At 69.2% G+C, this 14,034-nt stretch carries 12 protein-coding genes; 4 read left to right on the plus strand and 8 right to left on the minus strand.

What is annotated here, in order from left to right:
- Positions 1–2 precede the first annotated feature (2 nt).
- The gene (locus ABZ208_RS16825) at positions 3–209 is read left to right on the plus strand and encodes an acyl-CoA carboxylase subunit epsilon (protein ID WP_356910235.1); all 207 of its coding nucleotides are present in this window, start codon (positions 3–5) and stop codon (positions 207–209) included.
- 425 nt (positions 210–634) lie between these two features.
- On the opposite strand, the gene ABZ208_RS16830 is transcribed toward ABZ208_RS16825, so the two are convergent.
- From ABZ208_RS16830 to ABZ208_RS16865, 8 genes are all read right to left on the minus strand, one after another.
- Positions 635–1,216: an ATP/GTP-binding protein gene (locus ABZ208_RS16830; RefSeq protein ID WP_050791473.1), complete on the minus strand. Its 582-nt coding sequence runs from the start codon at positions 1,214–1,216 to the stop codon at positions 635–637.
- Entirely contained in the window at positions 1,197–1,778 is a 582-nt protein-coding gene (locus ABZ208_RS16835; RefSeq protein WP_356910236.1) for a DUF742 domain-containing protein, read from the minus strand. Before ABZ208_RS16835 ends, ABZ208_RS16830 begins: the two co-directional genes overlap by 20 nt.
- A gap of 96 nt (positions 1,779–1,874) precedes the next feature.
- Positions 1,875–2,288, minus strand: coding sequence for a roadblock/LC7 domain-containing protein (locus ABZ208_RS16840; RefSeq protein ID WP_006127847.1), 414 nt, complete (start codon positions 2,286–2,288; stop codon positions 1,875–1,877).
- Positions 2,289–2,298: 10 nt separating this feature from the next.
- The gene (locus ABZ208_RS16845) at positions 2,299–5,574 is read right to left on the minus strand and encodes a nitrate- and nitrite sensing domain-containing protein (protein WP_356910237.1); all 3,276 of its coding nucleotides are present in this window, start codon (positions 5,572–5,574) and stop codon (positions 2,299–2,301) included.
- A 335-nt stretch (positions 5,575–5,909) separates the two neighbouring features.
- Positions 5,910–6,491, minus strand: a complete 582-nt coding sequence (locus tag ABZ208_RS16850; protein WP_328396049.1) for an ATP/GTP-binding protein — start codon at positions 6,489–6,491, stop codon at positions 5,910–5,912.
- Positions 6,472–6,876: a DUF742 domain-containing protein gene (locus ABZ208_RS16855; protein ID WP_328396047.1), complete on the minus strand. Its 405-nt coding sequence runs from the start codon at positions 6,874–6,876 to the stop codon at positions 6,472–6,474. The genes ABZ208_RS16850 and ABZ208_RS16855 overlap by 20 nt, the downstream gene beginning before the upstream one ends.
- A gap of 137 nt (positions 6,877–7,013) precedes the next feature.
- A complete protein-coding gene (locus tag ABZ208_RS16860) occupies positions 7,014–7,427 on the minus strand; it encodes a roadblock/LC7 domain-containing protein (RefSeq protein WP_005311457.1) in 414 nt (137 codons plus the stop codon).
- Between the two features lie 9 nt (positions 7,428–7,436).
- Positions 7,437–10,928 (minus strand): nitrate- and nitrite sensing domain-containing protein, encoded by a 3,492-nt coding sequence (locus tag ABZ208_RS16865; protein ID WP_356910238.1) that lies wholly within the window; start codon positions 10,926–10,928, stop codon positions 7,437–7,439.
- Positions 10,929–11,511: 583 nt separating this feature from the next.
- Between ABZ208_RS16865 and ABZ208_RS16870 the strand changes: the two genes are divergently transcribed.
- The 3 genes from ABZ208_RS16870 to gltX all read left to right on the plus strand — a co-directional run bounded on the left by ABZ208_RS16870 (position 11,512) and on the right by gltX (position 14,029).
- Positions 11,512–11,685, plus strand: coding sequence for a hypothetical protein (locus ABZ208_RS16870; protein ID WP_356910239.1), 174 nt, complete (start codon positions 11,512–11,514; stop codon positions 11,683–11,685).
- A 102-nt stretch (positions 11,686–11,787) separates the two neighbouring features.
- Positions 11,788–12,561 (plus strand): fumarylacetoacetate hydrolase family protein, encoded by a 774-nt coding sequence (locus ABZ208_RS16875; protein ID WP_356910240.1) that lies wholly within the window; start codon positions 11,788–11,790, stop codon positions 12,559–12,561.
- A complete protein-coding gene (gene gltX, locus ABZ208_RS16880) occupies positions 12,554–14,029 on the plus strand; it encodes a glutamate--tRNA ligase (protein ID WP_356910241.1) in 1,476 nt (491 codons plus the stop codon). The genes ABZ208_RS16875 and gltX overlap by 8 nt, the downstream gene beginning before the upstream one ends.
- The last annotated feature ends 5 nt before the right edge of the window (positions 14,030–14,034 follow it).

Below are 14,034 nucleotides of genomic sequence, written 5' to 3' on the forward strand. Positions count from 1 at the left end.
TCATGAGCACTCCGACCGACTCCTCCTCCCTCCTGCGCGTCGAGAAGGGCCAGGCGGCCCCCGAGGAACTCGCGGCCATCACCGCGGTCCTCCTGGCCCGTGCAGCGTCCACCACCACTCCCCAGCCCCACCGCGGCCGTTCCACGGCGGGCTGGCGCCGACTGGAGCGCCAGCCGGGCTTCCGCTCGGCCCACAGCTGGCAGGGCTGACAACCGTCCGGCCTCTCGAGGCCGCCGCAGGGCCCCCGCTCGCGCGACTGCGAGCGGGGGCCCTGCGCGTTCCCCCGTCGTCTGCTCACGCCCTGGCCTTCTGTCCGCGGCCCTGAGCCGGGGCTCAGGGCCGCAGAAGGCCGTCCCCTGACACCGCTCGGCGTGCCGCCGGCGTTCGGCCGCCGTAGCCGGGTACGGCGGTGCGTGCCGCAGCGCGGGCCGGGAGGCCGACGGTCACAAAGAGTGCCAGACCCTCGGCACCTCGCCCCTCGTAACGCCCAAGGGCGCGCGCAGACACAGGACTTGGGGAAGTCGTTCGCTCCGGGCGGGCCGGCCAGGGTGATCCGGCGGCCACGAGGAAAGGCTCCGCACTCCTTTCGGAGTGCGGAGCCTTTCCCACGGCCGGACAGGGATCCGGTGCGGACCTACCGCAGGCGCGCCATGAGGGCGTGCTCGACGAGCGTGATGAGGGCGCTCTTGGCGTCCGCGCGGTGGCGGGCGTCGGTGGTGATGATCGGGGTGTCGGGGCCGATCTGGAGTGCTTCGCGGACTTCCTCGGGGTTGTAGGGCTGGTGTCCGTCGAAGCCGTTGAGGGCGATGACGAACGGCAGGCCGCTGTTCTCGAAGTAGTCGACCGCGGGGAAGCAGTCGGCGAGGCGGCGGGTGTCGACGAGGACGACGGCGCCGATGGCGCCGCGGACCAGGTCGTCCCACATGAACCAGAAGCGGTCCTGGCCCGGGGTGCCGAAGAGGTACAGGATCAGGTCCTGGTCCAGGGTGATGCGGCCGAAGTCCATGGCCACCGTGGTGGTGGTCTTGTCGCCGGTGTGGGTGAGGTCGTCGATGCCGGCCGATGCGGACGTCATGACGGCTTCGGTACGCAGCGGGTTGATCTCCGAGACGGCGCCGACGAACGTGGTCTTGCCCACGCCGAAGCCGCCCGCCACCACGATCTTCGCGCTGGTGGTTGAGCGGGCTGCACCGCCGCTAGAGCTTGCGAAGTCCACTGAGCACCCTTTCGAGCAGTGTCACGGCTGGCTGGCCGCCGGCGGACTCGTCGCCGCCGGGCTGGTGAATGGCGACAAGTCCGGCCTCCGCCAGGTCGGCGACGAGGATCCGGGCAACGCCGAGGGGGATGGAGAGAAGGGCCGAGATCTCGGCGACCGACTTGATCTCGAAGCACAGTCGGCAGATCCGCTGGTGCTCAGGCAACTGCCCTTGCAGCCTGGACGGATCGGCCGTGGTGCTGACCAGCGCCTCGATGGCGAGCTGGTAGCGCGGCCGGGTCCGGCCGCCGGTCATGGCGTACGGGCGCACCAACGGGTTGCTGCCGCCCGATGCCGACGACGGCTGAGGAGCCTTCCGCGGCTGCACCGGCTGGATCCGGGAGTGTCCCCCCGGCCCCATCGGCTGGTCGTACGACGGGTCGTACGGCGACTGCTGCTGCTGATAGGGCCCCTGAGTGCCCTGTCTGCTCGGCGTCGAAGGAAAGTTGAAGCGGTTCGCCGAGTGATCGCCCGAAGGCTGATGACCACCTTCATAGGGGCGTCCGCCTGGGGGTGTTGCCACGTTTCCTCCTCCGACTGCCGGTCGCCGGTCCCTGTCCCTGTGGAGCCGCGCCACCGCACCTTACGGTGCGGTGGCGTGAAACGCACTGTCTGCCTGTTAGTTGAGAAGACTTCCCTGGAGCTCCGCCCGCAGGTCCGGGGTGAGCACGCTGCCTGCACGGTCCACCAGGAGGGCCATCTCGTAGCCCACCAGGCCGATGTCGGCATCGGGGTGGGCCAGAACGGCCAGCGAGGATCCGTCGGAGATGGACATGATGAAGAGGAAGCCGCGCTCCATCTCCACAACCGTCTGGTTGACAGCGCCGCCTTCGAAGATCCGGGATGCTCCAGCGGTCAGCGAGGTCAGACCGGAGGCGACAGCCGCCAGCTGATCGGCGCGGTCGCGCGGGAAACCTTCGGACATCGCCAGCAGGAGTCCGTCGGCGGAGACCACCACGGTGTGGGACACCCCAGGGGTGTTGTCCACGAAGTTGGTGATCAACCAGTTCAGATTCTGCGCCGCCTGGCTCATCGGGCTCACACTAACGCTCCTGGTTGTAGGTACTACCCGGGCCACTCTGTCGATCGTAAGTGGCCGGTCCGTTCGTGTCCGTCCCCGCATTGCGTCCCTTCTGGACGCCGCGACGCAGGTTGCTCAACCTGCCGCGCACGTCTTCGGGGGCGCGGGAGACCTGGGGGCCGCCCTGCGGGGTCTGCTCCGCGGTGCCTTCGACCAGGTTGGCCTTGGGCACGCGCCGGGGGAGACCGGAGGAGGTGACTCCTCCTGCCTTCGGGTCGCGAAGCTTCTCCGCCCGCTGCCAGCGCTCGTCGTTCTTCGAACGCCATTCGCCGGGGCCGGAGCCGGTGTCGGAGCCTGAGTCGGAGGAGGTACCGAAGCCGAAGCCGGTGCCGCGGCCGCCGATGGTGGGCCGCCCGCTCGGTGAAGCTTGCGGCGCCTGCTCGGCGGGCTGCTGCCACTGCTGTGCCGGCTGCTGCTGCGACGGCTGGCTGCTGCCGCGCTTGGGAAGGCCGGAGGTCGTCCGCTCGTGGCTGCTGCTCGGAGAGGGTCCCGGACGATCAAAGCCTACGCGCTCGGAAGCGCTCGTGGGAGCGTCCGGGGCAGATTCCGATTCGGTCCGGTACTCCGGCTCGTACGCGGTCTGATAGCCGTCCTGGGCCGACCACTCCGCCTGGTGGGCCTGAGAGTCGTACGAGGCGTCGTACTGCGGCTGGGCGCTCTGCGGAGCCTGGTAGCCGGCTTCCGTATAGGCCTCCGCCGAGTGCTGCGCAGACTCCTGGGTCTCGGGGTAGCCGCCGGGCGCCTGGTAGTCGTCGTACGCCGTCTGCTGGTCCTGCGCGTAGCCCTGGTCGTACGCGGAGCCGTACTCCTGACCGTCCTGGGCGTATCCCTGACCGTCCTGGGCGTACCCCTGCTCGTCCTGGGCGTACCCCTGCTCGTCGCGGTACAGCGGACGCTCGCCGCCGTGCGCCTGGGCCTCGAGGGCGGCACGCCGCTCCTCGCGGGCCAGCGAGCGGCCGACCGGGTCGAGCTGTGAGGAGTCCGCGGGCTGCTCGTAGCGGGAGTCGTCGAAGCCGAGTTCCGCCGCTGTGCGCATCGGGGGGCTGTCGTACGACTCGTACGACTCGTACGACTGCTGCAGCTGCTCCGGGATGATCGAGGAGACCGTGAAGTCGTCCTCGGGCAGTGCCTCGCCGCCGCCGCCGTGGGTGATGGCGTCGGGAAGCATGACGAGAGAGGTGGTGCCGGCCTGCTCGCCCGAGGGGCGCAGCTGGACGCGGACGCCGTGCCGGTCGGCGAGTCGGCCGACCACGAACAGGCCCATGCGCTGCGAGACGGCGGCGTCCACCGTCGGCGGGTTGGCCAGCTTGTGGTTGATGTCGGCGAAGTCCTCGGCCGTCAGGCCGATGCCCTTGTCGTGGATCTCGATCATGACGCGACCGTCGGGCAGCCGGGTGGCCGTCACGCGAACCTTGGTCTGCGGGGAGGAGAACGTCGTCGCGTTCTCCAGCAGCTCGGCGAGCAGGTGCACGAGGTCGGTCACGGCCTGGCCGTGGATGTCCGTCTCCGGGACGCCCGTGAGCTCGATGCGCTCGTAGGACTCCACCTCGGAGGAGGCGGCGCGCAGCACGTCGACCAGCGGAACCGGCTGGTTCCAGCGGCGGCCGGGCTCCTCGCCCGCGAGGACGAGGAGGTTCTCGCCGTTGCGGCGCATACGGGTCGCCAGGTGGTCCAGCCTGAAGAGGTTCTCCAGCTGGTCCGGGTCGGCCTCGTTGTTCTCCAGGTCGGTGATCAGGGTCAGCTGGCCCTCGATCAGCGACTGGTTGCGGCGCGAGAGGTTGGTGAAGATCGCGTTGACGTTGCCACGGAGCATGGCCTGCTCGGCGGCGAGCCGGACGGCCTCGCGGTGGACCTGGTCGAAGGCGCGGGCGACCTCGCCGATCTCGTCCTGGGTGTCGATCGGGATCGGCTGGACCCGGGTGTCGACGCGGCCCGGCTCGGTGCGCGAGAGCTGGTCGACCAGCATCGGAAGACGCTGCTCGGCGATACCGAAGGCGGCGGTGCGCAGCTGGCGCATCGAGCGGCTCATCTGGCGGGCCATGAGACCGGCCAGGATGAAGGCGGTCAGCAGGGCGATGACGACGATGGCGCCGTTGACGATGGCGTCGGTCTTGGCGTCGTCGGAGATGGCCGCCGCTTCTTCCACGGCCCGGTCGACGAGGCTCTTCTCGATCTCGGTGTAGCCGTCGAACTTCGCGGTGGATCCGCCGAACCAGGTCTGGGGCGTGATGTCCTGCGTCTTGAGCTTGTCGGGCGACACGCCCTGGCCGATCTGGGTGGCCATGCCGGTCAGCACGGAACCGTCCTGGCCCTCAGGAGGGGTCAGCCCCGCGGCCGCCAGCCGCTTCTTGCCCTCGGCGGCCTTGGTGGTCATGACCTCCTTGAGCCGGTCCACTTCGGCCTGTGTACCGCCGGAGACGTACTCGCCGATGGCGATCTGCTCGAGGTAGTTGTACGAGTTGAACGCCACGAGCTGGCGATTGAGGACGACCTGGTCCTTGCTGGGCCGGACCAGCAGGTGCATGCCGATGGAGCGCTGCAGGGACGTGGCGGCCTTGGCCAGCTGGACGGCGTAGACGGTACGGCCGTAGCTGGTGATGTTGCCGGTGCCGAGGCCGAGCTCGTTGGAGAACTCCATCAGGTAGTGATGGACGGCGACGTAGCCCTCTTCGGTCTGCACCGGGTCGAGCGCCTTGGTGTAGGCGGCCCCGCGGAGCTTCTCGAGCGTCGGCTCTGCTTTGCGGAACAGGTTCAGACGGCGCTTGAGGCCTTCCGTCTGCGGCATCTGCTCGATGACCTTGTCGAACTTGGCCTTGGCGGCATCCGTGTTCGCGTACGCGTCACGGATGACGGGACCCTTGCGGGCGTCGGCACTGGTGGCCAGCAGCAGAGGCTGGGCCGTCAGGTCACGCTCGTTCAGCAGCGCCTGGCCGTACTCGGAGGCAGCACGCACGACGAGCGCCGTCTTCTCGGCGTCCTGTGCTTCGCTCCAGGTGTCGATCGAGGTCTTGACCTGGAAGCCGCCCATCACCAGTCCGACGATGACGGGGATGAGCAGGATCGCGTTCAGGCGGGTCGGTACCCGCCAGTTGCGCGGGGACAGCCGGCTTGTGCTGCCGGCGGCCGGGGAAGCACCGGAGGTACCCGACACATCCGCAGGCGACGCCGCTGTGCGCGGCGGCGGGGTGAAGTTGCCCCGCGCCTGCTGCTCTGCGGAGCTGTTCTTGCTTCGCCTCACTCGACCAACAACCTCTCGGCGTCGGCACCTAGGTTGTGCCGTTTTTCGTTCAGAGCCGTACTACTCGGGAGTTCGAGAATTTCAGCACGTCGAAGCGTCCCGTTCCAAACACCTGGAATCTGTGATTCCGAGTGGCCTACGCCTCAGATAAATCGGGCATAAAGAACGAGCCTCGACAAAAGGCGAGGCTCATGTGGCGCAGTGGTATCAGCCGTGTGCGGCGGGTGTTCGCTGCGCGTCAATTCTCTGTCGAAATGTTATGAACATGGAGGCGGACCGTGTCAAAAGACACGGCCCGAGCCTCCACAACTACGACAACTGCCGTATAACGCCGTCTACTTGAGCCGTGCCATGAGGGCGTGCTCGACGAGCGTGATGAGGGCGCTCTTGGCGTCCGCGCGGTGGCGGGCGTCGGTGGTGATGATGGGGGTGTCCGGGCCGATCTGGAGTGCTTCGCGGACTTCCTCCGGGTTGTACGGCTGATGCCCCTCGAAACCGTTGAGGGCGATGACGAACGGCAGGCCGCTGTTCTCGAAGTAGTCGACCGCGGGGAAGCAGTCGGCGAGACGTCGCGTGTCCACCAGCACGACGGCGCCGATGGCACCACGGACCAGATCGTCCCACATGAACCAGAAGCGGTCCTGACCGGGGGTACCGAAGAGGTACAGGATCAGGTCCTGGTCCAGGGTGATGCGGCCGAAGTCCATGGCCACCGTGGTGGTGGTCTTGCCTCCGGTGTGGGTGAGGTCGTCGATGCCGGCCGATGCGGACGTCATGACGGCTTCGGTACGCAGCGGGTTGATCTCCGAGACGGCGCCGACGAACGTGGTCTTGCCCACGCCGAAGCCGCCCGCCACCACGATCTTCGCGCTGGTGGTCGATCGGGCTGCGTCGCCGCTAGATCTTGCGAAGTCCACTGAGCACCCTTTCGAGCAGTGTCACATCCGGCGTGCCGCCGGCCTCTCCGTTGCCCGGCTGGTGGATGGCCACCATGCCTGCCTCCGCCAGGTCGGCGACGAGGATCCGGGCAACGCCGAGCGGCATCGACAGCAGAGCAGAGATCTCCGCCACCGACTTGACCTCCCGGCACAGGTGGCAGATCCGCTGGTGCTCGGGGAGCAGCCCGGCAAGGAGTGCCGGGTCGGCCGTGGTGCTGACCAGCGCCTCGATGGCGAGCTGGTAGCGCGGCCGGGTCCGGCCGCCGGTCATGGCGTACGGACGGACCAGCGGCTGATCGCCCTCATCCCCGTAGGCGTCCAGCGAGGCGCCGTACGGATCGTGAGAGGCGGGTGGCGGGGTCATGAATCCTCCGGGCGTGACAACACGTGGTCTGCGTGCCGTCTGAGTGGGCCGGTGGGGGGCCTAAGGGCAGCCTGACGGATGACTGTGCGGTGGAGCGCATTGGAGCAGCTGCGTCTGTACGTGGGGGGAACAGTGACTCAGTGCAGCAGGCTTCCCTGGAGCTCGGCCCTCAGGTCCGGCGTGAGCACACTGCCGGCCCTGTCGACCAGGAGAGCCATCTCGTAGCCCACGAGACCGATGTCGCAGTCGGGGTGCGCGAGCACGGCCAGCGAGGAGCCGTCGGAGACCGACATCAGGAAAAGGAAGCCGCGTTCCATTTCGACCACGGTCTGGCTGACCGGGCCGCCTTCGAAGATCCGGGATGCTCCCGCGGTCAGCGAGGTCAGCCCCGATGCGACCGCGGCAAGCTGGTCGGCACGGTCGCGGGGAAAGCCTTCGGACATGGCCAGCAGAAGACCGTCGGCGGAGACCACCACTGTGTGGGACACCCCAGGGGTGTTGTCCACGAAGTTGGTGATCAACCAGTTCAGATTCTGCGCCGCCTGGCTCATCGGGCTCAACTAACGCTCCTGCTGGTGGGTGGGGCCGAGGTTGAAGCTGCCGGTCGTGCTGTTCTGCTGCCGGCCCTGCTGGATACCGCGTCGGAGGTTGGTCAGTCGGCCGCGCACGTCATCGGGCGCACGAGAGACCTGCGGACCACTTTGGTGGCTCTGCTCCTGCGCGGTGCCCGGCACGAGGTTGGCGCGCGGGACCCGGCGGGGCAGACCCGAGGTGGTGACGCCGCCGGCCGCGGGCTTCCTGACCCGCTCGGCCTGGCGTACCAACTCGTCATTGGGCGACGTGCGCCACGCGGCACCGTTCGCGTTCTGCGCGTTGCCCGGGGTTGCCGGGCTCGGCGCGGGGGTGCGCTGGGGCATCGGCGGAGCGGTGCGCTCCGGCGACGCCTGCGGGACACCGGGGTTCTGCTCGGAGGACCGGCCGCCCGGCCCACCGTGGAACCAGTTCGTCTCAAGGGTGTCGTACAGCGGCGTCCGGCCGTCCCCGGGACCCGAGGCCGGCGGCAGCGCCTCCGGCTGGTACGGGGCGGGCAGCCCCGCCGCGTTTCCCTGGGAGACGTTCCCGGCGGGGCGCTGCGGCGCGAAGCTCGAGGTGTCGCGCTGCTGGGCGGGCGCCGGCTGCTGCGGAGCGGAGTTGCCGTACACGTCGGGGCGGGCGAACTGCCCCGTGGACCGGTCGCCGCGCGGCTGTGCTGCTCCATAGCCTGCGGCCTGGGGGGTGCTTCCGTAATCCGGGCGGGGGAACTCCGCCGTAGCGGCGTGGTCCTCGTGCCCGCGCGGCGCGTCCGATGCCGGACGCTGCTGCGGGACCGGCGGCTGCTCGCTGCCCCAGCTGGTGGTCTGCGGCCGCTGCTGACGCGGCGGTACGGACTCGTCGCGGCGGCCGGCGGGGCCGCCGGGCAGCTCGGCACGCGGACCGCCCGTGGGGGGCAGCTGCCGGCCGCGGTCACCCGCGCCGGGCGCGTTCTGCTGGAAACCGCTCTGCCTGGGGGCCTCGTTACGGGCCGGTGCGCCCTGCGGACCGCGCGGCGCACCGAAACCGGCGCCCTGACGCGAGGCGTCCTGCTGGGCCGTGCCCTGGCCGCCGCCCTGTCCGGGGCGCGGAGCCGGAGCCCCGTCACGGCCCGGGAGCGCAGCGCGCGGAGCCGTACTGGCACCGACCTGGCCGCGGGGGGCACCCGCGCCGAGCCGGCCGCCCGCAGGCGTGCCGCCACCGGCGCCGCCGAGGCCCGGACGGCTGCCGCCGGCCGGTGCACCGGGACGGCCCGCCGGCGCCGGGGGAACGGCGCCCTGGCCGCCCGCACCGGGCTTGGCGGGCACCTTCTTGCCGCCGTGGGCGACATCGACGGGGAGCATGACCAGCGCGGTGGTGCCACCGGAGTCGGAGGGGCGCAGCTGGATACGGATGCCGTGTCGCAGGGACAGGCGGCCGACCACGAACAGGCCCATTCGACGGGAGACCGACACGTCCACGGTGGGCGGCGACGCGAGCCGCTCGTTGATCGCGGCGAGGTCCTCGGGGGAGAGACCGATGCCGGTGTCGTGGATCTCGACGAGCACCCGGCCGTCGGGCAGGGCGTGACCGGTGACCTTGACCTTGGTCTGCGGCGAGGAGAACGACGTGGCGTTCTCGAGCAGCTCGGCGAGCAGGTGCACAAGGTCGTTGACGACGCGGCCGGCGACCTCGGTCGCGGGGACGGCGGCCAGTTCGATGCGCTCGTACTGCTCCACCTCGGAGGCGGCGGCACGGAGCACGTCGACCAGCGGGACCGGCCGGGTCCACCGGCGGCCCGGCTCCTCGCCCGCGAGGACGAGGAGGTTCTCGCCGTTCCGGCGCATACGGGTCGCGAGGTGGTCGAGCTTGAAGAGCGAGGACAGCTGGTCGGGGTCGGCCTCGCGGGACTCCAGCTCCGAGATGAGCGAGAGCTGACGCTGGATAAGACCCTGGCTGCGGCGCGAGAGGTTGGTGAACATCGCGTTGACGTTGCCCCGGAGGAGGGCCTGCTCGGCGGCGAGGCGAACCGCCTCGCGGTGCACGTCGTCGAAGGCCGCGGCCACTTTGCCGATCTCGTCCCGGGAGTGCACACCGACGGACTCGACGGAGGTGTCGACGTCCTGAGGGTCGGCCTCGGACAGCTGCTTGACGAGCTCGGGCAGGCGGTCCTGGGCGACCTTCGTCGCCGTGTCCTGCAGTCGCCGCAGCGAACGGATCATGGATCGCGCCACGACGAACGCGCCGACGAGCGAGACGCCGAGGACGACGAGGATCAGCGCACCGTTGATGATGGCCTCGCGCTGCGACTCCTCGCGCAGCTCACGGGCCTTGTTCTCCATCTGGTCGAGCAGCGTGCCCTCGATCTGCTTCATCGCGTTGATGCGGACCGAGTAGTCGTCGGTCCAGTCCAGGTGCGAGCGCTCGGGCAGCCGCTTCAGGGCGTCCTTCGTGTCCAGCACGCGGTTGGCGTACGCCTCGGAGGACGCGATGATCGGGTTGCCGTTCTCCATCGTGGTGGTGAGCGCCTCGGAGTCGCCGCCGGAGGACTCGTAGATCGACTTGAAGGCCTTGAGCTCGGTCTCGCCGTTCTCCATGGCTGCCTTGCCGTAGAGACGGTCGTTCTCGGACAGCCCCGGGGCCTTCGCGTCGCTGCCGCCGGGCAGCGCCGCGGCGATGATCGCGCGCTGGATGGACGCGTACTCCTTGGCGGAGGAGAACGCCGCCAGGGCGCGCGTCCGCTTGATCATCTCCGGGTTGCTGGTCGCCTGCGCCATGTCCTGGGAGAGGCTCAGCAGCGACTCGATGAGCCGGCTGTAGCGCTCCACGGTCATGGAGTTGGGGACGTCCGGGGCGTAGGCCCCGTCCCGGATGTTGTTGAGGGTGTTGACCTGTACGGCGATCTGGTTCGCGTTGGCGCGGATGGACTCCAGCGCCTCGTCGTCGTCCGTGTTGGGGATGTCACGCGTGGCCTCGAGGAAGGCCTTGCGGGCACGGTCGGTCTGCGTACGCGGCCCGGAGACCTTGAAGTCGGTCTCAGGAGTGCCGTTGGCCAGCGGGCCGGCGGACAGGTCGCGCTCCGCCTGGAGCGCCTGTGCCAGCTCGGTGGCCTCCTGGGTCATCTTGGTCAGCAGCTGCATGTGGTCCAGCTGCTTCATGTCGTCCATGGACTCCTGGATACGGAGTCCACCCAGCGTGGTCGCCGCGACGACCGGCAGGGTGAGCAGTGAGACCAGACGCGTGCTGATGCGCCAGTTGCGGAGCGCTATTCGCGATCCGGTGTCGGTGGGGCTCTTGGGTGCGCGGAAGCTCTTCAGCCTCGCCGAAACCGACCCGTCGCCCGAGGGCGCCGATGCACCGGGGCGTGCGGCACGGTCACCGCTGTCGCCGGGCGCAGCCGGTCCCTGGTTGTGGGCGTGCTGGGGCGAGGAGCCGCGGTCGGTCCCGCCGCGCGGCTCCTGTTCCGCCGCAGCGCTGCCATCCCTCTTGAAACGTCCCTGCACTAGCGTCGCAACCTCTGGACCAGGCGTCCCTCCGCTTGCACGGCGGGACGGTGTCGGCGTCTTGGGGCAAAAGAACTGCCCCATGGGTGGTCGTGATTGACCGGCGCTTCCTCCCCCTTCTCCCGCCGCTGCCCGGCGCTGCGTTGCGCCCTTGCGCGCCGGCATGAAACCCGCGGCGGTGCGTGGAATTCCAGCACAGCGCCGGATCTCCAACAAGAGCCTCGTACCGGCCTGTGACCTAGGTGACACGGTGTAGAGGTCTTGTCACGAATCGTGGAGAGTGTTCCGGGATGAATCGGTCTTTATCGTGCAAGTTGCTTAGGGGTGGGGGGTGTCCTAGTCGCGATGATCAGGAGCGGAATGGTGCATTCAGTGGCGCAATGTCCGATTCCGCAATGATGATTCATGGTCCGAATTGTCTGAATTCACGCGAGACTCGTGAGGAAACTCACACCTAGATCGTTGAGTCATCCGCTCATTTGAGGGGAACCGCATGTTTAGCCTGTCGCTTTACAGGGATTGCCCATCCGTCAACCGGCGCTCACCGCAGTGCCCGTAGCCCGACAAGGTCTGAAAACAACCGATGAAGACGACGATGATGTTCCGCAACATAGCGAACCCGCGGCGCACGACTCTCGCCCACCTCGCGGACGCGGACGAGCTGCAGACGCCGGAGCAGCCGGAACACTCGCTCGATCTTCCCGCCCAGACCGCGAACCCCCGCCGGACCGTCCTGATGGACGCCCCCGACCAGTGACGTCACCTGCGCCGTAATGCGCGCGATCGGGCCCCCTTGCCGCGTTAGCCTGGAGCGTCAGACTCCGGCCAGCGAGCAAGTAGTGAGGGGCGACAGCATCCCGTGCGCATCGCCAGGTTCTCCATCGACGGCAATGTCGCCTTCGGCGCGGTCGAGGACGGCCCCGAAGGCCTCGTCCTCGACATCATCAAGGGCATTCCGTACGCCGACTTCGAGCTCTCCGGGACCAAGGTTCCGCTGAGCAAGGTCCGGCTCCTGCCGCCCGTGCTCCCCAACAAGGTCGTGGCCATCGGCCGCAACTACGCGGAGCACGCGGCAGAGCTCGGCAACGCGGTCCCGGACGTACCCGTCGCCTTCTTCAAGCCCACCACCTCGGTGATCGGCAGCGGTGACGCGATCGAGTACCCCTCGTTCTCGAGCGAGCTGCACCACGAGGCGGAGCTCGCCGTCGTCATCGGCCGTATGTGCCGCGAAGTCCCGCGCGAGCGTGTCAAGGACGTCATCTTCGGCTACACCTGCGCCAACGACGTCACCGCGCGTGACGCCCAGCAGCGCGAGAAGCAGTGGGCCAGGGCGAAGGGCTTCGACACCTCCTGTCCGCTCGGCCCCTGGGTGGAGACCGATCTGGACCCCGGCGACCTGACCATCCAGTGCACGGTCAACGGCGAGCAGCGCCAACTGGGTCGTACGAGCGAGATGGTCCGCTCCATCGAGGACCTGATCGTCCATATCACGGAGGCCATGACGCTGCTCCCGGGCGATGTCGTCCTCACCGGCACGCCGGCCGGGGTCGGCCCCCTCAACGTCGGCGACGAGGTCGCCGTCACCATCGAAGGCATCGGCACTCTCACCAACAGGGTGATCAAGCGTGGCTAACGCGAACGTCCGCGTACGTTTCTGTCCCTCCCCGACCGGCAACCCCCATGTGGGCCTGGTGCGCACCGCTCTGTTCAACTGGGCCTACGCCCGGCACAGCGGCGGCACCATGGTCTTCCGCATCGAGGACACCGACGCGGCCCGCGACTCCGAGGAGTCGTACCTCCAACTGCTCGACTCGCTGCGCTGGCTGGGTCTCGACTGGGACGAGGGCCCCGAGGCCGGCGGCCCGCACGCGCCGTACCGCCAGTCCCAGCGGATGGACATCTACAAGGACGTCGCCGAGAAGCTGCAGGCCGCCGGTCACGCGTACCACTGCTACTGCACCCCCCTGGAGCTCGAGGCCCGCCGCGACGCCGCCCGCGCCGCCGGCAAGCCCTCCGGCTACGACGGAAAGTGCCGCACGCTGAGCGCCGAGCAGAAGGCCGCGTACGAGGCAGAAGGCCGCGAGTCGATCGTGCGCTTCAAGATGCCCGACGAGCCGATCACCTTCACGGACCTGGTCCGCGGCGAGCTCACCTTCACCCCGGACAACGTCCCGGACTACGGCATCGTCCGCGCCAACGGTGCCCCGCTGTACACCCTGGTGAACCCGGTCGACGACGCCCTGATGGAGATCACCCACGTCCTGCGCGGCGAGGACCTGCTCTCCTCCACCCCCCGCCAGATCGCCCTCTACAAGGCGCTGATCGAGCTGGGCGTCGCCCAGCAGATCCCGGCCTTCGGCCACCTGCCGTACGTCATGGGCGAGGGCAACAAGAAGCTCTCCAAGCGCGACCCGCAGGCGTCGCTCAACATCTACCGCGAGCGCGGCTTCCTGCCCGAGGGCCTGCTCAACTATCTCTCGCTGCTCGGCTGGTCCTTCTCCGCCGACCAGGACGTCTTCTCGATCTCCGAGATGATCGAGAAGTTCGACGTCGCGGACGTCAACGCGAACCCGGCCCGCTTCGACCTGAAGAAGGCCGAGGCGATCAACGCGGACCACATCCGCCGCCTGGACGTGAAGGCCTTCACCGAGGCGTGCGAGCCCTGGCTGCAGGCCCCGCACGCCAACTGGGCGCCCGAGGACTTCGACCGCGCCGCGTGGGAGGCCATCGCCCCGTACGCCCAGACCCGTCTGACGGTCCTGTCCGACATCACGGCCAACGTCGACTTCCTGTTCCGCAAGGAGCCGGTGGAGGACGAGGCGTCCTGGACCAAGGCGATGAAGGAGGGCTCGGACGCCCTGCTGCGCACCGCCCGCGAGAAGCTCGAGGCCGCGGACTGGACGAGCCCGGAGTCGCTGAAGGAGGCGGTCCTGGCCGCAGGCGAGGCCCACGGCCTCAAGCTCGGCAAGGCCCAGGCCCCGGTCCGCGTCGCGGTCACCGGCCGTACGGTGGGCCTGCCGCTCTTCGAGTCCCTGCAGATCCTGGGCAAGGAGCGCACGCTGTCCCGCATCGACGCGGCGCTGGCGAAGCTGGCCGCGTAGTCCCG

It is taken from the genome of Streptomyces sp. NPDC006208, assembly GCF_040613775.1.
In the GTDB taxonomy this organism is placed as follows: Bacteria; Actinomycetota; Actinomycetes; order Streptomycetales; family Streptomycetaceae; genus Streptomyces.

What these genes read in the sequence shown, in the direction of transcription:
- ABZ208_RS16825 (WP_356910235.1), top strand. Translation starts at nt 3, where the DNA reads ATGAGCACTCCGACCGACTCCTCCTCCCTCCTGCGCGTCGAGAAGGGC.
- ABZ208_RS16840 (WP_006127847.1), bottom strand. Translation starts at nt 2,288, where the DNA reads ATGAGCCAGGCGGCGCAGAATCTGAACTGGTTGATCACCAACTTCGTG.
- ABZ208_RS16855 (WP_328396047.1), bottom strand. Translation starts at nt 6,876, where the DNA reads ATGACCCCGCCACCCGCCTCTCACGATCCGTACGGCGCCTCGCTGGAC.
- ABZ208_RS16860 (WP_005311457.1), bottom strand. Translation starts at nt 7,427, where the DNA reads ATGAGCCAGGCGGCGCAGAATCTGAACTGGTTGATCACCAACTTCGTG.
- ABZ208_RS16870 (WP_356910239.1), top strand. Translation starts at nt 11,512, where the DNA reads ATGAAGACGACGATGATGTTCCGCAACATAGCGAACCCGCGGCGCACG.